Annotated in this window: 19 protein-coding genes; 12 read left to right on the top strand and 7 right to left on the bottom strand. The window is 73.8% G+C overall.

Annotated features, from left to right (window positions below; genetic code table 11):
• The 5 genes from pucL to ACF09E_RS11505 all read left to right on the top strand — a co-directional run bounded on the left by pucL (position 1) and on the right by ACF09E_RS11505 (position 6414).
• Positions 1-924 carry a factor-independent urate hydroxylase gene (gene pucL, locus ACF09E_RS11525; protein ID WP_388807074.1) on the top strand — a complete coding sequence of 308 codons (924 nt, stop codon included), beginning with the start codon at positions 1-3 and terminating at the stop codon, positions 922-924.
• 71 nt (positions 925-995) lie between these two features.
• On the top strand, positions 996-2402 hold the full coding sequence (locus ACF09E_RS11520; protein ID WP_388807076.1) for a nucleobase:cation symporter-2 family protein: 1407 nt from the start codon (positions 996-998) through the stop codon (positions 2400-2402).
• Between the two features lie 48 nt (positions 2403-2450).
• The gene (locus ACF09E_RS11515; RefSeq protein WP_392204945.1) at positions 2451-3839 is read left to right on the top strand and encodes an 8-oxoguanine deaminase; all 1389 of its coding nucleotides are present in this window, start codon (positions 2451-2453) and stop codon (positions 3837-3839) included.
• A gap of 389 nt (positions 3840-4228) precedes the next feature.
• Complete coding sequence (locus ACF09E_RS11510; protein ID WP_361863593.1) at positions 4229-5578, top strand: nucleobase:cation symporter-2 family protein; 1350 nt, start codon at positions 4229-4231, stop codon at positions 5576-5578.
• A 62-nt stretch (positions 5579-5640) separates the two neighbouring features.
• The gene (locus tag ACF09E_RS11505) at positions 5641-6414 is read left to right on the top strand and encodes an aspartate/glutamate racemase family protein (protein ID WP_392204944.1); all 774 of its coding nucleotides are present in this window, start codon (positions 5641-5643) and stop codon (positions 6412-6414) included.
• 280 nt (positions 6415-6694) lie between these two features.
• On the opposite strand, the gene ACF09E_RS11500 is transcribed toward ACF09E_RS11505, so the two are convergent.
• Positions 6695-7285: a hypothetical protein gene (locus ACF09E_RS11500; RefSeq protein WP_392204943.1), complete on the bottom strand. Its 591-nt coding sequence runs from the start codon at positions 7283-7285 to the stop codon at positions 6695-6697.
• A 131-nt stretch (positions 7286-7416) separates the two neighbouring features.
• Between ACF09E_RS11500 and ACF09E_RS11495 the strand changes: the two genes are divergently transcribed.
• On the top strand, positions 7417-8382 hold the full coding sequence (locus ACF09E_RS11495; protein WP_392204942.1) for a fibronectin type III domain-containing protein: 966 nt from the start codon (positions 7417-7419) through the stop codon (positions 8380-8382).
• A 58-nt stretch (positions 8383-8440) separates the two neighbouring features.
• A complete protein-coding gene (locus tag ACF09E_RS11490; RefSeq protein WP_392204941.1) occupies positions 8441-10252 on the top strand; it encodes a hypothetical protein in 1812 nt (603 codons plus the stop codon).
• A 131-nt stretch (positions 10253-10383) separates the two neighbouring features.
• Here the strand turns inward: ACF09E_RS11490 and aceB are convergent, their stop codons facing one another.
• Together aceB and ACF09E_RS11480 are read right to left on the bottom strand one after the other, a co-directional pair.
• Positions 10384-12006 carry a malate synthase A gene (aceB, locus tag ACF09E_RS11485; RefSeq protein WP_392204940.1) on the bottom strand — a complete coding sequence of 541 codons (1623 nt, stop codon included), beginning with the start codon at positions 12004-12006 and terminating at the stop codon, positions 10384-10386.
• Between the two features lie 226 nt (positions 12007-12232).
• The gene (locus ACF09E_RS11480; RefSeq protein WP_392204939.1) at positions 12233-12859 is read right to left on the bottom strand and encodes an NTP transferase domain-containing protein; all 627 of its coding nucleotides are present in this window, start codon (positions 12857-12859) and stop codon (positions 12233-12235) included.
• A 198-nt stretch (positions 12860-13057) separates the two neighbouring features.
• Between ACF09E_RS11480 and ACF09E_RS11475 the strand changes: the two genes are divergently transcribed.
• Positions 13058-13393: a DUF5955 family protein gene (locus tag ACF09E_RS11475; RefSeq protein WP_361849963.1), complete on the top strand. Its 336-nt coding sequence runs from the start codon at positions 13058-13060 to the stop codon at positions 13391-13393.
• Positions 13394-13493: 100 nt separating this feature from the next.
• On the opposite strand, the gene ACF09E_RS11470 is transcribed toward ACF09E_RS11475, so the two are convergent.
• Together ACF09E_RS11470 and ACF09E_RS11465 are read right to left on the bottom strand one after the other, a co-directional pair.
• The gene (locus ACF09E_RS11470; RefSeq protein WP_392204938.1) at positions 13494-14120 is read right to left on the bottom strand and encodes a response regulator; all 627 of its coding nucleotides are present in this window, start codon (positions 14118-14120) and stop codon (positions 13494-13496) included.
• Positions 14121-14125: 5 nt separating this feature from the next.
• Positions 14126-15220, bottom strand: a complete 1095-nt coding sequence (locus ACF09E_RS11465; protein WP_392205025.1) for a sensor histidine kinase — start codon at positions 15218-15220, stop codon at positions 14126-14128.
• Positions 15221-15464: 244 nt separating this feature from the next.
• On the opposite strand from ACF09E_RS11465, the gene ACF09E_RS11460 reads away from it, so the two are divergent.
• Together ACF09E_RS11460 and ACF09E_RS11455 are read left to right on the top strand one after the other, a co-directional pair.
• Entirely contained in the window at positions 15465-16544 is a 1080-nt protein-coding gene (locus tag ACF09E_RS11460) for an ABC transporter permease (RefSeq protein ID WP_392204937.1), read from the top strand.
• Positions 16541-17221: an ABC transporter ATP-binding protein gene (locus tag ACF09E_RS11455; protein WP_392204936.1), complete on the top strand. Its 681-nt coding sequence runs from the start codon at positions 16541-16543 to the stop codon at positions 17219-17221. The genes ACF09E_RS11460 and ACF09E_RS11455 overlap by 4 nt, the downstream gene beginning before the upstream one ends.
• A gap of 112 nt (positions 17222-17333) precedes the next feature.
• On the opposite strand, the gene ACF09E_RS11450 is transcribed toward ACF09E_RS11455, so the two are convergent.
• Positions 17334-18140, bottom strand: a complete 807-nt coding sequence (locus tag ACF09E_RS11450) for an IclR family transcriptional regulator (RefSeq protein ID WP_392204935.1) — start codon at positions 18138-18140, stop codon at positions 17334-17336.
• Between the two features lie 338 nt (positions 18141-18478).
• Between ACF09E_RS11450 and allB the strand changes: the two genes are divergently transcribed.
• Positions 18479-19813 (top strand): allantoinase AllB, encoded by a 1335-nt coding sequence (allB, locus tag ACF09E_RS11445; RefSeq protein ID WP_361404993.1) that lies wholly within the window; start codon positions 18479-18481, stop codon positions 19811-19813.
• 3 nt (positions 19814-19816) lie between these two features.
• Entirely contained in the window at positions 19817-20935 is a 1119-nt protein-coding gene (gene alc / locus ACF09E_RS11440) for an allantoicase (RefSeq protein ID WP_392204934.1), read from the top strand.
• 528 nt (positions 20936-21463) lie between these two features.
• Here the strand turns inward: alc and ACF09E_RS11435 are convergent.
• Positions 21464-22204, bottom strand: coding sequence for an SDR family NAD(P)-dependent oxidoreductase (locus ACF09E_RS11435; protein ID WP_392204933.1), 741 nt, complete (start codon positions 22202-22204; stop codon positions 21464-21466).
• Positions 22205-22376 lie beyond the last annotated feature (172 nt).

Raw genomic sequence — 22376 nt, 5'->3', positions numbered from 1 at the left:
ATGCCCACGATTCTCGGCCAGAACCAGTACGGCAAAGCAGAGAACCGCGTCGTCAAGATCACGCGGGACGGCGACACCCACCACATCAAGGACCTCAACGTCTCCGTCGCCCTCTCCGGCGACCTCGACGACGTCCACCTCACCGGCTCCAACGCCCACTGCCTCCCCACCGACACGACGAAGAACACCGTCTTCGCGTTCGCCAAGGAGTACGGCATCGAGTCCGCCGAGCAGTTCGGCATCCACCTCGCCCGCCACTTCGTGTCGAGCCAGGAGCCGATCAAGCAGGCGCGCATCCGGATCGAGGAGTACGCCTGGGAGCGCATCGCCTCCTCCGAGGCCAACTCCAAGTTCATCGGCGCCGACGAGGTCAACCACTCCTTCGCCCGCAAGGGCCAGGAGACCCGCGTCACCCAGATCACGTACGACGGCTCCCGCTGGGAGGTCATCTCCGGCCTCAAGGACCTCGTCGTCATGAACTCCACCAACTCGGAGTTCTGGGGCTACATCAAGGACCAGTACACGACGCTCCAGGAGGCGTACGACCGCATCCTGGCCACGCAGGTGTCCGCCCGCTGGCGGTTCAACTGGACCGACGACGAGCAGCGCATGCCCAACTGGGAGCGGTCCTACGAGCAGACCAAGAAGCACATGCTCGAGGCCTTCTCGGAGACGTACTCGTACTCCCTCCAGCAGACGCTGTACCAGATGGCCACGCGCATCATCAACCACCGCTCGGAGATCGACGAAGTCCGCTTCTCGCTCCCGAACAAGCACCACTTCCTGGTCGACCTCGAGCCCTTCGGCCTCAAGAACGACAACGAGGTCTACTACGCCGCCGACCGCATGTACGGCCTCATCGAGGCCACCGTCCTCCGTGACGGCGCCACGGCGCAGATCCCGGTCGACATGACCAACCTCTAAGCGGCGTCCGAGTGACCGGCCCCCGCCCGCCCGCAGTCGGGCGGGGGCCGGACCGGACCGGAGGGATTTCCATGGCACAGCCAGCAAAGGGGCCGGCATCCGCCGAAGGCCCGTGTTCCACCCCGCCGGACACGACCCACGGGGTCCACCCGGTGGACGAGAAGCTTCCTGCCTCGCGGCTCGTCCCCGCGGCGCTCCAGCACATCGCCGCCATGTACGCCGGCGTCGTCACCCCTCCGCTCATCATCGGCCAGGCCGTCGGCCTCGACGCCGCCGGGATGACCCGGCTCATCGCCGCCAGCCTGCTCATCGCCGGCTGTGCCACCATCCTGCAGACCCTCGGCGTCGCGGGCTTCGCCGGCAACCGGCTCCCGTTCGTCAACGCCGCCTCTTCCGCGGGCATCGCGCCGATGCTCGCCATCGCCGAGACCAGCGCCCCCGGCCACGAACTCCCCGCCATCTACGGCGCGGTGATGGTCGCCGGAGTGTTCTGCCTCGCCGTCGGCCCCTTCTTCGGCAGGCTCCTGCGCTTCTTCCCGCCGCTCGTCACCGGCGTCGTCATCACCCTCATCGGGGTCACCCTGATGCCCGTGCCCGTCGGCTGGGCGCAGGGCGGCGACCGGACCGCCGCCGACTTCGGCGCCATGAAGTACCTGGCCCTCGCCGCGTTCACCCTCGTCGTCATCCTGCTCTTCCAGCGCTTCGGCAAGGGCTTCGTCAAGCAGATCGCCCTGCTGCTCGGCCTCTTCATCGGCACCCTCGCCGCGATCCCCTTCGGGATGGCCGACTTCACCGCCCTGCGCGAGGCCCCCGTCGCGGCCCTGCCCGCCCCCTTCGCCTTCGGCACCCCCGAGTTCCAGCCCGCCGCGATCCTCTCCCTGTGCATCGTGATGCTGGTCCTGATGACCGAGTCCAGCGCCGGCATGCTCGCCCTCGGCGAGATCTGCGACCGGCGCAGCGACGGCCGGACCATCACCCGCGGACTGCGCACCGACGGCATCGCCACCCTGATCGGCCCCGTCTTCGGCGGCTTCCCGACCTCCGCCTTCGCCCAGAACGTCGGCGTCGTCTCGCTGACCCGGGTGCGCTCCCGGTACGTCGTCGCCGTCGCCGGCGGCGCCCTGCTGGTCCTCGGCGCCTTCCCGGTCCTCGGCGCGGTCGTCTCCATGGTCCCGATGCCCGTCCTCGGCGGTGCCGGCATCGTCCTCTTCGGCTCGATCGCGGTCAGCGGCATCCGTACCCTGTCGGAAGCCGGCCTCGACGACAGCTCCAACATCATCCTGGTGGCGGTCGCGCTCGGAGCGGGCATCATCCCGCTCGCCGCGCCCACCTTCTACGCCGACTTCCCCGCCTGGGCGCAGACCGTGCTCGGCTCCGGCATCAGCGCCGGCGCACTCGTCGCCGTCCTGCTGAACCTGTTCTTCCACCATCTCGGCACCCGGAGCCGTCACGCGGCCCCGGCACTCAAATCCTCCTAGGGTCCTGCCGTGCCCACACCATCCCCGAGGAATGAAGGAAGCACCGCCATGGCAGCACCTTCGGCAGCCCAGCGCATCGTCATCGAGAACGCGGCGATCGCGACCGTCGACGCGAACGACACCGAGTACGCCTCCGGCTACCTCGTCGTCGCGGACAACAAGATCGAGTCCATCGGCGCCGGCAAGGCTCCCGAGGGCCTGGAGAACGTGGTCCGGCGCATCGACGCCACCGGCCATCTCGTCACGCCCGGTCTCGTCAACACCCACCACCACTTCTACCAGTGGATCACCCGGGGCCTGGCGACCGACCACAACCTCTTCAACTGGCTCGTCGCCCTCTACCCGACCTGGGCGCGGATCGACGAGCAGATGGTGCGCGCCGCGGCGCAGGGCTCGCTGGCCATGATGGCCCGCGGCGGTGTCACCACCGCCATGGACCACCACTACGTGTACCCGGTGAACTCCGGCGACCTGTCCGGTGCCATCATCGGCGCCGCCTCCGAGATGGGCGTCCGCTTCACCCTCGCCCGCGGTTCCATGGACCGCAGCGAGAAGGACGGCGGCCTGCCGCCGGACTTCGCCGTCGAGACGACCGAGGGCGCGCTCGCCGCGACCGAGGAGACGGTGAAGAAGTACCACGACGCCTCCTTCGACGCGATGACCCAGGTCGCCGTCGCCCCCTGCTCCCCCTTCTCGATCTCCACCGAACTCCTCCGCGAGGGCGCCGCGCTCGGCCGCCGCCTCGGCGTGCGCATGCACACGCACGGCTCGGAGACCGTGGAGGAGGAGAAGTTCTGCCACGAGCTCTTCGGCATGGGCCCGACGGACTACTTCGAGTCCACCGGCTTCCTCGGCGAGGACGTGTGGATGGCGCACTGCGTCCACATGAACGACTCCGACATCGCCGCCTTCGCCCGCACCAAGACCGGTGTGGCCCACTGCCCCTCCTCCAACGCGCGCCTCGCCGCCGGCATCGCCCGCGTCCCCGACATGCTGAAGGCGGGCGTACCCGTCGGCCTCGGCGTCGACGGCACCGCCTCCAACGAGTCCGGTGAGCTCCACACCGAGCTGCGCAACGCGCTCCTCATCAACCGGCTCGGCGCCCACCGCGAGGCCGCGCTCAACGCCCGCCAGGCCCTGCGCCTCGGCACCTACGGCGGCGCGCAGGTCCTCGGCCGCGCCGACAACATCGGCTCCCTCGAAGCCGGCAAGCTCGCCGACTTCGTCCTGTGGAAGATCGACGGCCTCGGCCACTCGACCATCGCCGACCCGGTCACCGCCATCGTCTTCGGCGCGGCGGCACCGGTCACGGCCTCCTTCGTCAACGGCAAGCAGATCGTCGAGAACGACCGCCTGCTGACCGTCGACGAGGACGCCATCGCGCGTGACGCGCGCGCGGAGGCGCAGCGCCTGGCCCGCATCGCGGCCCGGGGCTGACCCTCCCCACGGAGTCCTGCCGAGGGGGACGGCCCTCGGCAGGTCGCCGCGGACCCGAGCGGGGTCCGCGGCAGCCCGACCGGGAGGTGCCGTACGCAGAAGACGTACGGCACCTCCCGGGACGGTGACCCTCACCCGAACCCCCACCGGGCACCCGCTCCCGCGCCGCGTACTCCCCGCGTGCACCGCACCACCCGCAACGAGCCGCACCTCCTGCACCCCGCACCGCATCGCTCCACCTCCCTGAACCCCGCGTCACCGCCGACGCGTAACCGACCGGAGGAACCGCCGTGGCCGAAAAGCCCCAGGTTCGCAATGCACAAGCCGCAGGCTCCGCCCCCGCCGACCGCGAGACGCATCCGGTCGACGAGAGGCTGCCCCCACTCAAGATGCTCACCAGCGGCCTCCAGCACGTCGCCGCCATGTACGCCGGCGTGGTCGCCCCGCCCCTGATCGTCGGAGCGGCCGTCGGCCTCTCCGGTACCGAACTCACCTTCCTGACCGGCGCCAGCCTCTTCACGGCCGGCCTCGCGACCTTCCTCCAGACGCTCGGGGTCTGGAAGATCGGCGCCCGGCTCCCCTTCGTCAACGGCGTCACCTTCGCCGGCGTCGCGCCGATGCTCGCCATCGTCGACACCACCGACGACAAGGCCGACGCGCTGCCCGTGATCTTCGGCGCGATCATCGTCGCCGGACTCCTCGGCTTCCTCGCCGCCCCCTGGTTCTCACGGCTCGTGCGGTTCTTCCCGCCGGTCGTCACCGGCACCGTCATCACCCTCATAGGCGTGTCCCTCCTCCCGGTCGCCTTCGGCTGGGCCCAGGGACCCAACCCCGCGGCCGACGACTACGGTTCGACCACGTTCCTCTCGCTCGCCGCCATCACGCTCGTCGTCGTCCTGCTGCTCCGCCGCTTCACCCGCGGCTTCGTCAAGCAGATCGCGGTCCTCCTGGGCCTCGTCATCGGCACCGTCATCGCCATCCCGTTCGGCGTCACCGACTTCTCCCCGGTCACCGAGGCCGACATCGTCGGCTTCCCGACGCCGTTCCACTTCGGCGGCCCGCAGTTCGCCCTCGCCGCGATCATCTCGATGTGCGTGGTCATGCTGGTCTCCATGACCGAGTCGACCGCCGACATGCTCGCCCTCGGCGAGATCGTCGAACGGCCCGCCGACGAGAAGACCATCGCGGCCGGACTGCGCGCCGACACCCTCGGCTCCGCGCTCAGCCCCCTCTTCAACGGCTTCATGTGCAGCGCCTTCGCGCAGAACATCGGCCTGGTCGCCATGACCCGGATCCGCAGCCGCTTCGTCGTCGCCGCCGGTGGCGGCTTCCTCGTCCTGATGGGCCTCTCGCCGGTCGCCGCCTCGCTGATCTCGGTCGTCCCCCGGCCGGTCCTCGGCGGCGCGGGCGTCGTCCTCTTCGGCTCGGTCGCCGCGAGCGGCATCCAGACCCTGGTCAAGGCGGGCCTGGAGAAGGACAACAACGTCCTGATCGTGGCCGTCTCGCTGGCCGTCGGCATCATCCCGATCACCGCGCCGGAGTTCTACCACGCCTTCCCGGAGACCGCGAAGATCATCCTGGACTCGGGCATCTCGACCGGCTGCGTCGCGGCCGTCCTGCTCAACGTGGTCTTCAACCACCTCGGCAAGGGCCGGGACGACGACGAGGTCACCGCGCCCATGGAGCCCGGCGAGGAGATCTCCGGGAGCCGCGACGCGAAGGCGGCGCACGTCCACTGAACCCGCCCGACGCCCCACCGGACGCCCCGGCCCCCGCGCACCCCGCGGGGCCCGGGGCGGCCGTGCCGTGCGCCGAGCCGGCCCGGGGCCGCCGCTCGACGCCGTCCCGCCGCACCCCGCCGGACCGGCCCGCGGCCGACGGCGGAGCCGAGCCGGGGAGCCCTCCGCGTGGCCCGGCGGGCGGCCGGATCGTCCTGATCAACCCCAACACCTCCGCCGCCACGACCGCGATGATGACCGCGATCGCCCGACGCGCCCTGGGAAGCGGACGGTCCGTCCGCGGTGTCACCGCCGACCGGGGCCCGGGCATGCTCACCGACCCCGCCGCCCTGCGGGCCGCCGCGCCCGGCGTCCTCGCCGCCGGCCTCCGCGCCGCGGCCCGCGGCGACTGCGCGGCCCTCGTCGTCGGAGCCTTCGGCGACCCCGGCCTGGCCGCACTGCGGGCGGCGACCGACCTGCCCGTGGTGGGCCTGGGCGAGGCGGCCCTCCGGGAGGCGGCGGCCGGCGGGACCCCGTTCGGCGTGGCCACCACGACTCCGCTCCTGGCCGAGGCCGTCGCGGCCCGGGTGACGGAGCTGGGACTCGCCGACCGGTACACCGGCATCCGGCTCACGACGGGCGACCCCGAGCGGCTCTCCGCCGACCCGCGGGCGCTCCTCGACGCGCTGGAACGCGCGGTGCGCGCCTGCGCCGAACGGGACGGGGCGCGCGCCGTCGTCATCGGCGGCGGCCCACTGGGCGACGCGGCGGAGGCGCTGATCGCCCGGTGCGCGGTCGACGTCGTCGCCCCGATCCCCGCGGCCTGCCGGACGCTGACACGCCTCCTCGACGGCTGACGGCGCCGCCGACCGGCCCCCGGCCGACTCCCGTCCGACCGGCACGGGGCCGTCTGGCCCCTGGCCGATAGACCTCCGCCCGACGGAAACAGGCTCGCCCTGCACCGGCTGCACGGACCCCCGTCCGACGGACCCTCGCCCGCCCGGCACCGGCCCGACGGACCCCGGTCCGACGGACATCGGCGCGCCCGGCACCCGCCCGCCCGGCACCGGCCACACCCGGCCCCGCCCGCCCGGCACCCGCCCGTCGAACCCCCGCCCGGCCGTGCCCCGCCCCCGCTCACCGCTCCACCGCGATCCTGCGCCGGCACTCCGGGGCCAGGGCCGGGTAGGCGGAGGCGATCGCCTCGTACAGGCGCCGCCGCAGGAGACGCTCGGCCTCGCCGCGCCCGGTCTCCCCGTACAGGCCGTCGAGCAGCGCCTCGTACCGTCCGAGGGCGTGCCGGAGGTAGCTCACCTGCCATCGCGCGAGCGCCCCGGCTGCCGCCCCCTCCCGGGGCGCCGTCCCGGGGCTCCGCGCCGCCAGGAGCCGCCGGTGCCGGACCGCCCGCCGCTCCAGTTCGGGGCCGGGGAGCCGGGGCACTTCGATCGGCTCCGCCCGGACCGCGGCGAGCACGGCGGCCCTGCGCCGCTCGGCGTACACCGCGGCGGCCGAGGAGCGGGCCGGTGAGAGCGCCGTGCCGGCGAACTCGGGCGTCCGCTCCACCGTCTCGACCCGGGCCAGCAGGTAGAGCCGCAGGGGCGCGGGGGACCAGCGGCGCGGGTCGCGCCCCTGTACGTCGGGCGTGCCGAGCAGGTCCCGCACCATCGTGTCGGTCCAGCCCCGTCGGCGTACCCCGGCGTGGCTCACATAGGTCGTACGGTCCGTCATGATTCCCCCAGATCTGATTACGGAGAGTGATGTTCTCAGTGAAGCGCACCCCACTGACAACGCCCCCTTGCCCTGCTCGGCCCGACTGTGCGATATAGGTCTGGACCTTTCCGACGGACGGAGGCCGGCCCGTGCAACGCCCGCTCACCGCATGCCTGTTGACTGCTCTCACGCTGACGCTCGCGCTCGCCGGCTGCTCCGGCCCGACGGCCCCCGAGGCCAAGGACACCAGAGCCCCCACCGTCCCCTCCGGCGTCACCGCGACCGCCGGCAGCGCGAGCACCGTGCACGTCATGTGGAGCGCCGCCACCGACGACCGGGCCGTCACCGGCTACGCCGTCTACCGCGAGGGCCGCAAGGTGAAGGACCTCCCCGCCACCACCCTGATGACCGACGTGGTCGGGCTCGCCCCCGCCACCCCCCACCGCTTCACCGTCCGCGCCCGGGACGCCGCCGGCAACGTCTCACCCCCCAGCCCCACCGTCACCGCCACCACCCTCCGCGCCGCCGCCGAGGACCGCACGCCCCCCACCGCGCCCGGCGCGCTCCGCGCCACCGCCGACGGCGGCCGCGCCGCCACCCTCCGCTGGTCCGCGTCCGCGGACGACACCGCGGTCACCGCGTACGACGTCTACCAGGCCGACGTCCGCATCCACACCGTGCCCGGCGACGCCACCACCGCCCGGGTCACCGGCCTGCGCCCGGGCACCGCCTACGCGTTCACCGTCCGCGCCCGCGACGCCGCCGAGAACTCCTCCCCGGACAGCGCCCCCGCCGACCTCACCACCGCCGCCGCCCCGGGCGCGCCCGCGAACACCGCGCCCACCGGGCTCACCGCGACCGCGGCGAAGGGCGAGATCACCGTCACCTGGACCCCGCCGGACACCGGCGCCCCGGTGACCCACCACGAACTCCACCTCAACGGCCGGTTCGCCACCACCATCATCTGGGGCGGTGAACCGCCCCCCGGCCGCGCCACCTACACCTTCCCCGTCCAGGACCCGCCGGGCACCCGCTACACCGTCACCCTCCGCGCCCGGCTCCCTGACGGCACCTGGGGCGACTTCTCCGCCTCCCGGACGGTCGTGGTCCGCTGACGCCCCGACGCCCGCGTCCTCCGTCCGATTCGTCCCCCGCCGAACTACCCTGGGAGGCGTGGCCGAGACCGTTCTCACCAACACCGGGCTCGACGGCTTCCTCGACGGAGCACCCGAGCGCCGCGACCCCGTCTTCGTGCGTGCCGCCGAGGCGGTGCTCGGACTCCTCGCCCTCCGCGGGGCCGACCGGGAGACGGGCGTGCCGGAGCCGACGCCCGGGCTCGTCCGCCGACTCCTCGTCGAGGACCTGCCCGCGTTCGTGTACGCGCCGCCCGGAGCGCTCGCCGCCTACCCCGCCGTGGTCGGGCGGCTCGCCGCCCGCTTCGACGGGGGCCGGGGCGAGCGGGTCGCCGAGGCCGTCCGCGAGGCCACCGGGGACTTCGAGCGGGCGATGACCGACCCCGGGAACCTGACCTGGCACCGCTGGTACGCCTCGCTCCTGCGCGCCTGCGGTGCCGACCTCGCCGACCCCGAGGACGTACGCCGCCGCCTCGCCGCCCTCGACGGGGCGCCGCTGCCCGACGGGGTGCACCGCGCCGACCTGATGGGGCGCACCGCCCTCGCCGACGTCCTGCTCGCCGAGGCCCTCACGCGCGCGTACGTCCGGGACGCCGAGGCGCCGCCCGCCGCCGGGCCCCTGCTAGTCGACCACGACGTCGCGACCGGCGTCGGGCACGTCGCCGCCGCCCTGCGGGACCGGTGGACCGCCGCCGGGCTCTCCGAGCAGCTCGCCGGGCCGTACGCGCGGTTCGCCCCCGGCCCCGACGCCTTCCCCCACCTCGTGCTGGCCGACGCCCTCCTGGACGAGCACCTCGACCACTACGGGGACATCGCCGTCCCCGTGCCCCCGCCGCCCGCGGTCGACCCGGGGCCGTTCGAGGCGGACGCGGACACCCTCATCACCGCCGTCGAGGAGCTGTCCGAGGAGGAGTTCGAGCCCTACGGGGGCGAGGCCCCGCACCTGCTGTACGTGGCCTACCGGCGCGGCTGCTCGGCCGAGTCCGTCGCCCGCAAGGCCGCCGAGTACGAGGACTGGGCCGTCGACCCGGCCGTGGAGGACCTGCCGGTGGCCGTCCCGGCGGCCCCGCCGGAGGAGGACGCGGGCGGTTCGCCCGGGCCCGCGCACGCGGTGCCGCCCGTCCCCGAACTCGCGCGGCTGCTCGGCACGGCCGACCTGACGGAGGCCGACCGGGCCCGACTGGAGGGCCCCGCCCGGGACCTCGCCACCGTCCTCGACCGGCTCGCCGCCACGGGGCTGGTCTTCCGCACCGGCGACGCCTTCGGCCTCACCCCGCGCGGCGCCGGCGTCGTCCGCTACCTCCTCGGGGTCCGCGGGATCGCCGCCCCCGACGCCGCCGAGGCCCGCGCGTGGTCCGCGCCCGAGGCGGTGGCCGCCGCGGTGGGCTGGCCCACCTGCGTGGCCGCGCGGGTGCTCGCCGACTGGCTCCACGCGCGCGGGAACTCCGCCGACGCCTGGTCCCGGCTGCTCGGCGCCCTCGGGACCGTCCACGCCGGCACGCCCGACGCCGCCGCCACCCGCGGGCTCTTCACCGTCCTCGACACCGCGGCGGCCCCCTCCGAGGCGCTGCACGGAGCCGTCCGCGACCCGGTGGTCGGCGCGTACGCCCATCAGGCGCTGCGTGCGCGGGGGGAGGCCTCCGACCTGATCCAGGTGGGCATCTCGGCACGCGCGCTGTTCGTGCTCGACGCCCTCCCCGCCAAGAAGGGCCCCCTGGAGTCCCGTCGGGCCGCGTTCGACACGGCGGCCGCCGCCTGGCCGGGCGGCTCGGCCGCCCTCGTACGGGCCATGCGGGCGGCGGACCGGCACGAGGCCGAGCGGGCGCTGGGCCCGCTGGGCCTGGCGCCGTAGGGAGTGTCCTGTCGATCAACGGGAACGGGGACAGGGCCCCGCCGCCGGTGCTGTGCGACACCGGGGCGGGGCCCTGTCCGAACGCTGTCCGACCGCTGTGCGGGCCGTCGGGGCAGCCGTACTGCTCCGAGTCAGCCGACCAGCTGCTCGTACGCGGGGAGCGTCAGGAAGTCCGCGTAGTCCGCGTCGAGGGAGACGCGGAGGAGGAGGTCGTGGGCCTGCTGCCACTTGCCGGCCGCGAAGGCCTCCTCGCCGATCTCCTCGCGGATCGCGGCCAGTTCCTCGGCGGCGACCTTGCGGGCCAGCTCCGGAGTGGCCTTCTGGCCGTCCTCGAAGACCACGCCGGCGTTGATCCACTGCCAGATCTGCGAGCGGGAGATCTCGGCGGTGGCCGCGTCCTCCATGAGGTTGAAGATGGCGACGGCGCCGAGGCCGCGCAGCCACGCCTCGATGTAGCGGGTGCCGACCTGGACGGCGCTCACGAGGCCGTCGTAGGTGGGCCTGGCGTCCAGCGAGTCGATCGCGATGAGGTCGCCGGCCGCGACGGAGACGTCCTCGCGGAGGCGGTCCTTCTGGTTCGGCTTCTCGCCGAGGACGGCGTCGAAGGAGGCCATCGCGATCGGGACCAGGTCGGGGTGGGCGACCCAGGAGCCGTCGAAGCCGTCGCCGGCCTCGCGGTCCTTGTCGGCCTTGACCTTCTCGAACGCCACCTTGTTGACCTCGGCGTCCTTGCGGGACGGGATGAAGGCCGCCATGCCGCCGATGGCGTGCGCGCCGCGCTTGTGGCAGGTCTGCACGAGGAGTTCGGTGTAGGCGCGCATGAACGGGGCCGTCATCGTGACCGCGTTGCGGTCCGGAAGGACGAACTTGGCGCCGCCGTCACGGAAGTTCTTGACGATGGAGAACAGGTAGTCCCAGCGACCCGCGTTCAACCCGGCGGCGTGGTCGCGGAGTTCGTAGAGGATCTCCTCCATCTCGTACGCGGCCGTGATGGTCTCGATGAGGACCGTGGCGCGGACGGTGCCCTGCGGGATGCCGACGTAGTCCTGGGCGAAGACGAAGATCTCGTTCCAGAGGCGGGCCTCCAGGTGCGACTCGGTCTTCGGCAGGTAGAAGTACGGGCCCTTGCCGAGGTCGATCAGGCGCTGCGCGTTGTGGAAGAAGTACAGGCCGAAGTCGACGAGCGCGCCCGGCACGGGGCGGCCGTCGAAGGCGAGGTGACGCTCCTCCAGGTGCCAGCCGCGGGGCCGCATGACGACCGTGGCCAGCTCGTCGGCCGGCTTGAGGGCGTACGACTTGCCCGAGCGCGGGTCCGTGAAGTCGATCTTCCGGCTGTACGCGTCGATCAGGTTGAGCTGGCCGAGGACCACGTTCTCCCAGGTCGGCGCGGAGGCGTCCTCGAAGTCGGCGAGCCAGACCTTCGCGCCCGAGTTCAGCGCGTTGATCGTCATCTTGCGGTCGGTCGGGCCGGTGATCTCGACACGGCGGTCGTTCAGGGCCGCCGGGGCCGGCGCGACCTTCCAGGAGTCGTCGGCGCGGACCGCCGCGGTCTCCGGCAGGAAGTCGAGGGTGGACGTGCGGGCGATCTCGGCGCGGCGCTCCGCCCGGCGGGCGAGGAGCTCGTCCCGGCGCGGGGTGAACCGCCGGTGCAGTTCGGCGACGAAGGCCAGGGCGGCCTCGGTGAGCACCTCCTCCTGACGCGGCAGGGGCTCGGCATCGACGACGGCCAGGGGGGACGGCGCTGGTGCGGACATGAACTGTCACTTCCTTCAGCGGACTTCACGGGCGGTGCCAGACGGCCGCCGGGCGTCGCGGGACGGCACGCAGTGCCGCTGGCGCCGAGATACGGCCGCAAGCGCCTTCTGAACGGACAGGCGCTTCTGAACAGTGGATACTAGTTTCCTCATGGTGGAAGTTCAATGGTTTGTTGATGTCGAGATTCTCCGGATCGACAGACCATGGCTCCGGGTGCCACGCCGTTCACTCCAAGTGCCCCAGATCCTCCTCCGTATCGATGTCGTAGGGCTCGGCCACATCCGAACAGTCCACGGAGGTGATCGCATCCCGGTGGGCCGCCAGATAGTCCCGCGCGCCCCGGTCGCCCACCGCGAGCTCGGCGATCCCCGCCCAGTGCGCGGCGCCGAAGAGCACCGGATGCCCCCGCTCCCCGTCGTACGAGGCCGCCGCCAGCGACTCCCGCCCCTCGTACGCCGCCCGGACCCGGGCCACCGCCTCCGCCCCGATCCCCGGCTGGTCCACCAGCAGGACGAGCGCCGCGTCGACCCCCCGCGGATCGGAGGCCAGCGAGGCGAGCCCCGCGCGCAGCGAGGAGCCCATGCCCTCACCCCACCCGGGGTTGTCCACGAGCACGCACCCGGGCAGCTCCGCCCGCTCCCGTACGACCCCGGCCGACGCCCCCAGTACCACGTGCACCACCTCGCACCCGGCCGCTCGCAGCACCCCCACGGCGTACTCGACCAGGGGCCGGCCCCGATGGGTGAGCAGCGCCTTGGGTCGCCCCCCGAGCCGCCGTCCGCCGCCGGCGGCGAGCAGCAGCCCGGCGACGCGGGGCGGGTGGACATCTGTTCGGACGAACGTTGTCTTCATGAGGACTGCATACCTCATCAGGCGGAATCACACGGTCGCCTGAATTACCCGGGCGAAGGGTGGCGCGGCGGGGTGGCGAAGGAGTTAACTGACCCGCAACTCACGGCGCCCGACCACCGCCCGGGGTCGGCTCCGAGCGCTGCTCGGGGTGTCCGGAGGAGGGCGTTCTGCGCACAGTGCCGTGCGAGGGGGAGAACCGTGTTGCGAAGCGTGGGGCAGAGGCGAGTGACCGGCGAGGGCGTGGACCCCAGGGTGGCCGAACTGCGGTCCGCGGTGTCCCGGCTCCGACGCGAGCTGGCCGCCCACCGGGTCGAGTTCGCCGACCGCGGCATCGCCGAGGACGAACTCGCCGCCCTCGACGCGATGGCCCTCAGCGGGGCCCCCGAATTACGCCGGCTCCGCCGCTCGCTGCTGCTCGTCGCGGGATCCGTCGGCTCCGTCAGCGCACTCGCGGACGGGCTCGCCGGGGTCCGCCGCGCGGTCGAGCTCTTCGGACCGCCCGCGCCCCCGGCACCCCGCCCTCCGCTCGACTGACCCGCCGGACCGGATCCGGCGCCGGACGCCGCCGGGGAGGCCCTGGGGGTCGTCTTGTCGATCAGCCCCCGCGAGCCCGGCCTGATCGGCAAGACACCCCCTAGCGTCTGATCAGGCGGCGGGCCGTCGCCGCCGCCACCGCCGCCGTCCGCGAGTCCACGCCCAGCTTCGCGAAGACGTGCACCAGGTGCGACTTCACCGTCGCCTGGCTGAGGAACAGCACCTTGCTGATCTGCTGGTTCGACAGGCCCTCGCCCACCAGCTGCAACACCTCCAGCTCGCGCTTGGTCAGCGCCTCCGCCGGGGTCCGCATCCGGTCCATCAGACGGTGCGCCACCGTCGGCGCCAGGGCCGACTGCCCCGCCGCCGCCGTGCGGACCGCCGCCGCCAGCTCCTCCGGCGGCGCGTCCTTCAGCAGATAGCCCGAGGCGCCCGCCTCCACCGCCGCGAGGATGTCCGCGTCCGTGTCGTACGTCGTCAGGACCAGCACCTTCGGTCCGCCGGGCGCCGCCGTGATCGCCGCCGTCGCCTCCGAGCCGTGCATCCGCGCCCCGAACTGCAGGTCCATCAGGACCACGTCCACACCCCCCGCCCCGGCCAGCTCCACCGCGCGCTCGGCCGTGGCCGCCTCCGCCACGACGGCGAAGTCCGGCTCCGTGTCCAGGACCGCGCGCAGGCCCGCCCGTACGACCGGATGGTCGTCGGCCAACAGCAGGCGGATCGTCATGCGCTTCACACTCCAGCGGGGAGGGGGAGGGAGACGGCCACGGCCGTGCCCTGACCGGGGGCGGACTCGACGGTGAACGTGCCGCCCAGCGACTCCGCGCGCGAGCGCATCGCGGGAAGTCCGAAACCGCCGTCGGAGGACGGCCGGACCGCGGCGGGGTCGAAGCCCCCGCCGTCGTCGACCACGTCCAGGGTCACCGAGGCGTCCATGAACGACAGCGTGATCTCCGCCCGCGACGCGCCCGCGTGCCGCACCGTGTTCGCGAGCGCGGACTGCGCGATGCGGAGCAGCGCCACCTCGTAGGGGGTCGGCAGCCCGGCCGGCGTACCGCTGACGGAGAAGCGCACCCGCGGCCCGGCCCCGGGCTCGCACAGCCGCTCCAGGGCCGCCGCCAGGGAGCCGTGCTCCAGGTCCGGCGGGGCCAGCGCCCGGACGAAGCGCCGGGCCTCCGCCAGATTGCCCTGGGCCTCCCGCCGGGCCCGCTCGATGTGGCCCGCGGCGGGGGAGTCCGGCGGCAGCGCCCGCTCGGCCGCCCGGAGCAGCAGCTGGATCGAGGACAGGCCCTGCGCGAGCGTGTCGTGGATCTCGCGGGCGAGCCGTTCCCGCTCCGCGAGCGTCCCCGCGTGTCGCTCCGCCGCCGCCAGCTCGGCGCGCGTCTCGATCAGCTCCTCGATCAGCCTGCGCCGCCGCTCGCTCTCCCGGTAGAGGGCCTCGTAGCCCAGGACCGTCGCCACCGCGACCGCCGCGCCGAGCAGCGGCCCGATGAAGACGCCCGGGTTGAGCGCGGCGCCGTGCCCGACGTACGAGAGGATCGCCGCCACCGCCGTCAGCGCGACCACCGGCAGCGACCAGCGGGCCGGCAGCAGGTGCAGCTGGAGGAAGTACAGCGGGAACGCCAGCCACAGGGCCTCCGGCGTCACGTACAGCATCGCGAGCCACGACGCGCCCAGCACGGCCAGCCACACCGCGGCGGCCCGCTGCGACTCCCGTACGGACGGCAGGAGGGAACCGGCCGCGTACACCGTGCCCGTCACCACCGCGAGCACCGTCCCGGCGGCCGAGTGGGCCCGTACGGCGGCGAGCGCGAGCAGGCCCGCCATCAGCAGGTGCAGACAGAGGCGGAGCGCCCGCAGGACGGGGGTGAGGGACCGCCGGGCGGGGTGGGGGGAGGAACCCAGGCCGGGGTGGGGGGAGGAACCCAGGCCGGGGTGGGGGGAGGGACGCGCATCCATGTCCCCTCCAGCGTAGACAGCGGCGGGCGATCCGGACTCAACCGAAAGTTTGATCGCGGAGCCATCTGTGGCGCGATGCCCGGGAAGCACCTCCCGCACCACTCTGGTCGGCATGTTCGTGGCATGGAGAGACCTCGGATTCGCCAAGGGGCGATTCGCCCTCATGGGCACGGTGATCGTGCTGATCACCCTGCTCGTGGGACTGCTGTCAGGGCTGACGGCCGGACTCGCGCGGGAGAACATCTCGGCGATCACCGGCCTGCCCGCCGACCGGCTGGCCTTCGCGGCGCCGCCGTCGGGCCGGTCCGCCTCCTTCACCGACTCGACGGTGGCGGAGGGGCAGTGGCGGGCCTGGGCCGGGCGGCCCGGGGTGACGGCGGCCTCGCCGCTCGGCATTCGCACGCTCAACGGCGCGGCCGGCGAGCGGACGGCGGCCGTGTCGGCCTTCGGCGCCGAGCCGGAGAGCGGGCTCGCCCCGGTGGCGCCCGCCCCGGGCAAGGCCGTGCTCTCCGAGTCGGCGGCCGAGGAGCTGGGCGTCCATGTCGGCGACACCGTCCGCCTCGGGCCTGTGGAACTGGCGGTCGAGGCAGTCGCCGGCGACGCCTCGTACAGCCACACCCCGGTGGTGTGGACGACCCTCGGCGACTGGCAGCGGCTCGGCCGGACCGGCACCGCCGACGAGGACCAGGCGACCGTCATCGCGCTCCGCGGCGGCGGGGAGACCGACTGGGCCGCCGGCGACGCGGCCGTCGGCACCGAGGCGCGGACCGTCGACGGGGCCCTCACCGCCATAGGGTCCTACCAGGCCGAGAACGGCTCCCTCCAGCTGATGCGGGGCTTCCTCTTCGCCATCTCGGCGCTCGTCATAGGAGCCTTCTTCACCGTCTGGACCATCCAGCGCAGCGGTGACATCGCCGTCCTGAAGGCGCTCGGCGCCTCCACCCCGTACCTCTTGGGGGACGCCCTCGGCCAGGCGGTGCTGATGCTCACGGCGGGCACCCTCCTCGGCACGGGCCTCGCGGTCGGCATCGGGGCGCTGGTCGGCGGCGGGACCGTGCCGTTCGTCCTCGAACCGCCGACCGTCCTCGGGCCGGCCGCCGTGATGGTGGTGCTCGGCGTGGTCGGGGCCGCCCTGTCCATCCGGCGGATCACCGCCGTCGATCCCCTCACCGCGCTCGGGAGTGCCCGATGAGTCTCGTCCTCGAAGCCGTCACCCTCACCTACCCCGACGGCGACGGGCGGCTGACCGCGCTCGACGCGGTCTCCCTCGACGTCCCCGCGGGCTCCCTCACCGCCGTCGTCGGACCCTCCGGCTCCGGCAAGTCCAGCCTGCTCGCCGTCGCGGCCACCCTGGTCACGCCGGACCGCGGGCGGGTCGTCGTCGACGGCAGGGAGACGGGGGAGCTGGACGCGGCCGGGCGGGCGGCGCTGCGGAGGGAGCGGATCGGGATCGTGTTCCAGCAGCCGAACCTGCTGCCGTCGCTCACGGCGGCGGAACAGCTCCAGGTCATGGCGCACGTCTCGGGGCGGCCGGCGCGGTCGGCCCGCGGCCGGGCCCTGGAACTCCTCGACGCGGTGGGCCTCGCGGACCTGGCCGGGCGCCGGCCGCACCAGCTGTCCGGCGGGCAGCGGCAGCGGGTCAACATCGCGCGGGCCCTGATGAACGAACCGGCCGTCCTCCTCGTCGACGAGCCGACGAGCGCGCTGGACCACGAACGGGGAGCCGCGGTGATCGAGCTGCTGGCGGGGCTGACGGTGGGGAGGGGGACGGCGACGGTGCTGGTGACGCATGACAGGGGGCATGCGGGGCGGGCGGACCGGGTGGTGGAGGCCAGGGACGGCCGGCTGTCGGCCCCGATCCCCGCCTGACCCTCCCCGTCGGCGCGAGCCGCGCCGGGTGGCGGCGTGCGCCGGGGCGTGGGGGTCCCCCGGGCGGAGTCCGGGACCCCCACGCCCCGGCGGGACGACCGCCCCCGCGGGGCTACGCTCCGCCGTTGCCCGTCGTGTTCGCCAGCGCCGACGACAGTTCCCGCGCCACCTCCTGGAGGATCGGCACGATCTTCTCCGTCGCCGCCTCCGTCACGCGGCCCGCCGGGCCCGAGATCGAGATCGCGGCCGCCGTGGGGGAGTCGGGGACCGGGACCGCGAGGCAGCGGACTCCTATCTCCTGCTCGTTGTCGTCGACCGCGTACCCCGTCTCGCGGACCGCGACGAGCGCGTCGAGGAAGCCCTCCGGGGTCGTGATCGTCTTCTCCGTGGCCGCCGGCATGCCGGTGCGGGCCAGCAGCGCGCGGACCTCCTCGGCCGGGGTGTGGGCCAGCAGTGCCTTGCCGACACCGGTCGAGTGCGGCAGCACCCGCCGGCCGACCTCGGTGAACATCCGCATCGAGTGCTTGGACGGCACCTGCGCCACGTACACGATCTCGTCGCCGTCGAGCAGCGCCATGTTCGCGGTCTCGCCGGTCTCCTCGACGAGCCGCGCCAGGTACGGGCGCGCCCAGGTGCCGAGGAGGCGGGAGGCGGACTCGCCGAGCCGGATGAGCCGGGGGCCGAGCGCGTACCGCCGGTTCGGCTGCTGGCGCACGTACCCGCAGGCGACCAGGGTGCGCATCAGGCGGTGGATGGTGGGGAGCGGGAGTCCGCTGCTGGCGGAGAGCTCGCTCAGCCCGACCTCGCCCCCGGCGTCGGCCATCCGCTCCAGGAGGTCGAAGGCACGCTCAAGGGACTGGACGCCCCCGCTCGCGGCGGGCTTGGCGGCGTCGGTGGTGCTGGCGCTGGACGTCGGCACGTCAACGGTCCTTTCGGGGCAGGCGGGCAAGGCAGCAGCCTACCGGCCCATCGGCCGGGGTACATGGTCCTGGTGTCGGCGTCCGCGCCGGTCAGGACGTGTTTGTCCGGTGTCGGAGACGGCCTGGAGCCGTCCGGGTCGCCCCCGGGCTGTACGGAGCTACGTTCTACTGTACGGAATTTGCATTTCACTTGGTGGAAACATCCAAGTGGACCACAGCGCCGCCCGGCATCCTCGCCGATGCTGGAAGTGTGCCCTTGACGACATGTCGTCCGGAAGTGAAGACTCCTTCAACAGTTCGTTGAATTTCTTCGTGAAGCACTGGAAGAGGGGTACGGGTGGACGTCAACCTGGTCCTGCGCTCGACGCGTGTCATCACCCCCGAGGGGACACGCCCGGCGTCGATCGCCGTCTCCGGAGGGACGATCGCGGCCGTGCTGCCGTACGACGCCGAGGTACCCGCCGGTGCCCGGCTCGAGGACGTCGGCGACGACGTCGTGCTGCCCGGACTCGTCGACACCCACGTGCACGTGAACGACCCCGGCCGCACCGAGTGGGAGGGCTTCTGGACCGCCACCCGCGCGGCCGCCGCCGGCGGCATCACCACCCTCCTCGACATGCCGCTCAACTCGCTGCCGCCCACCACCACCGTGGAGAACCTGCGCGTCAAGCAGGAGGTCGCCCGCGCCAAGGCCCACGTCGACGTCGGCTTCTGGGGCGGCGCCCTGCCCGACAACGTCAAGGACCTGCGCCCGCTGCACGACGCCGGCGTCTTCGGCTTCAAGTGCTTCCTGTCGCCCTCGGGAGTGGAGGAGTTCCCCGAGCTCGACCAGGAGCAGCTGGCGACCTCGCTCGCGGAGATCTCCGGCTTCGACGGCCTGATGATCGTCCACGCCGAGGACCCCCACCACCTCGCCGCCGCGCCCCAGCGCTCCGGCGGCGCGTACGCCGACTTCCTCGCCTCGCGCCCCCGCGACGCCGAGAACACGGCGATCGAGAACCTGATCAACCAGGCCCGCCGGCTCAACGCCCGCGTCCACGTCCTGCACCTCTCCTCCTCCGACGCGCTGCCGGTCCTCGCCGCCGCCAAGGCCGAGGGCGTCAAGGTCACCGTCGAGTCCTGCCCGCACTTCCTCACGCTCACCGCCGAGGAGATCCCGGACGGGGCCACCGAGTTCAAGTGCTGCCCGCCCATCCGCGAGGCGGTCAACCAGGACGCGCTCTGGCAGGGGCTCGCGGACGGCACCATCGACTGCATCGTCTCCGACCACTCCCCGTCCACCACCGACCTCAAGACGCCCGACTTCGCGTCCGCCTGGGGCGGCATCTCCTCCCTCCAGCTCGGCCTGCCCGCCATCTGGACCGAGGCCCGCCGCCGCGGCTTCGACCTCACCGACGTCGTCCGCTGGATGTCCGAGGGCCCGGCCCGCCTCGCCGGCCTCACCCGCAAGGGCGCCATCGAGGCCGGTCGCGACGCCGACTTCGCCGTGCTCGACCCCGAGGCGACCTTCACCGTCGACCCGGCCGAGCTCCAGCACCGCAACCGGATCACCGCCTACGCGGGCAAGACCCTCAACGGCGTCGTCACCTCCACCTGGCTCCGCGGCGAGCGCATCGCCGACCACGGCACCCTCGCCGAGCCCTCCGGCCGCCTCCTCGAAAGGAACAACTGACCCGTGAGCACCGGCATACCCTCCTTCACCGGCGACGCCAGCCCCTACGGCGGCGGCGACCCGTACGCCGACTACCGGACGGCCGACTTCCCCTTCACCCAGTACGCCGACCTCGCCGACCGCCGCCTCGGCGCGGGCGTCATCGCCGCCAACGACGAGTTCTTCGCCGAGCGCGAGAACCTGCTCAAGCCCGAAGCGGCCGAGTTCGACCCCGAGCACTTCGGCCACAAGGGCAAGATCATGGACGGCTGGGAGACCCGCCGCCGCCGCGGCGTCTCCGCCCTGCAGCCGCACCCCACCGAGGACGACCACGACTGGGCCCTCGTACGGCTCGGCGCGCCCGGCGTCGTCCGCGGCATCGTCCTCGACACCGCCCACTTCCGCGGCAACTACCCGCAGGCCGTCTCCGTCGAGGCCGCCTCCGTCCCCGGCTCGCCCTCGCCCGAGGAGCTCCTCGCCGACGACGTCAAGTGGACGGTGCTCGTCCCGCGCACCGCCGTCGGCGGCCACGCGGCCAACGGCTTCGCCGTCGACGTCGAGCAGCGCTTCACCCACCTCCGCGTCAACCAGCACCCCGACGGCGGCATCGCCCGCCTCCGCGTGTACGGCGAAGTGGCCCCCGACCCCCAGTGGCTCGGCGTGCTCGGCACCTTCGACCTCGCCGCCCTGGAGAACGGCGGCCAGGTCGAGGACGCCTCCGACCGCTTCTACTCCCCGGCCACCAACACCATCCAGCCCGGCCGCTCCCGCAAGATGGACGACGGCTGGGAGACCCGCCGCCGCCGCGACAAGGGCAACGACTGGATCCGCTACCAGCTCGTCGCCGAGTCCGAGATCCGCGCCGTCGAGATCGACACCGCCTACCTCAAGGGCAACAGCGCCGGCTGGGCCGCGCTCTCCGTCGCCGCCGAAGGCTCGGAGGAATGGACCGAGATCCTGCCCCGGACCCGCCTCCAGCCCGACACCAACCACCGGTTCGTGCTCGACACCCCGGCGGTCGGCTCCCGCGTCCGGATCGACATCTACCCGGACGGCGGCATCTCCCGCCTCCGCCTCTTCGGCTCCCTCACGGACGCCGGCACGGCCCGACTCACCGCCCGCCACCAGGAACTGGGCGGCTGACCGGACCCACACACGGGAAGGCCGGGGCGCGCCCCCGGCCCTCCCGCCACGAACTGGGCGGGTAACGACACCCCGCCCGGCCCGCGAGGGCGCACCGGCCCGACAGCACCGGTGCGCCCTCGCGTACCCCTTTCTTTGAGGGCTCGGTTCGCCTCCGGGCGCCCGGAGCCGGGCTCACGGCCCCGACCGTGCTCGGCCCCCTCGTTCCTCGGGGGCCTGCGCGCGCTCGGGGTCGTTCCCCCGGCGGCGCCCTTCGGCTCACTCGCCGGTCCTACAGGTGAGCCCCCCCCGCCTCCGGGCGCCCGGAGCCGGGCTCACGACCCCGACCGTGCTCGGCCCCCTCGTTACTCGGGGGCCTGCGCGCGCTCGGGGTCGTTCCCCCGGCGGCGCCCTTCGGCTCACTCGCCGGTCCTACAGGTGAGCCCCCCCGCCTCCGGGCGCCCGGAGGCGGGCTCACTCGCCGGTCCTACAGGTGAGCCCCGCGCCTCCGGGCGCCCGGTGCCGGGCTCACGGCCCGCGCGGCCGCCGTCACGCCGCGTGCCCGCCGTCCACCGTGAACTCCGCGCCCGTCACGTACCGGCCCTCCGGGCCCGCCAGGAACGCCACCGTCGCGGCCACCTCCTCCGCCGTGCCGAACCTGCCCAGGGCCGTCAGGGCCGCCTGGTCCGCCGCGTACGGGCCGTCCGCCGGGTTCATGTCCGTGTCGATGGGGCCCGGGTGCACCAGGTTCGCCGTGATGCCGCGGCCGCCGAGTTCCCGCGCCAGACCCTTCGTCAGGCCGATCAGCGCCGTCTTGCTCAGCGCGTACAGCACCCCGCCGGGGCCCGGCACCCGCTGGGCCATGCAGCTGCCGACGGTGATGATCCGGCCGCCGTCCCCAAGGTGCCCGGCCGCCGCCTGCGCGGCCAGGAACGCCGCCCGCACGTTCACGGCGAGGACCCGGTCCACGTCCGTGAGGGCCAGGGACTCCAGCGGTCCGAGGACACCGACCCCGGCGTTGTTCACCAGCACGTCGAGCCGGCCCAGGGCGTCCGCCGCCCAGCTCACCGCGCCCGCCGCGTCCCCCGGATCGGCCGCGTCCGCCCGCAGCGGCAGCGCCCTCCGCCCGGTCGCCTCGATGCGCGCGGCCACCTCCTTGGCGCGCACCTCGTCCCGGACATAGGTGAAGGCGACGTCGGCGCCCTCCTCCGCGAGCCGCACGGCCGTGGCCGCGCCGATCCCGCGGCTGCCGCCCGTCACCAGGACCGCCGTGCCGTTCATCGTGGACATCCCGATTCCTCCGTAGCAAGAAGCCATAAGTGGTTGCGGGTTCAATGAAAGTCGTCCGGGCTCCGGGAGGCTGGCGGGAATCGGACGGCGACCCCGGCGCCGGGCGCGGGCCCCGAGCCGGCCCGGAAAGGTGTAGCCACCACCGGCCCCTCCCGGTACGGTGATCGCTCCA

It is taken from the genome of Streptomyces sp. NPDC014891 (assembly GCF_043081085.1).
GTDB lineage: Bacteria > Actinomycetota > Actinomycetes > Streptomycetales > Streptomycetaceae > Streptomyces.
This window is presented reverse-complemented; position numbering and strand designations above follow the sequence as displayed.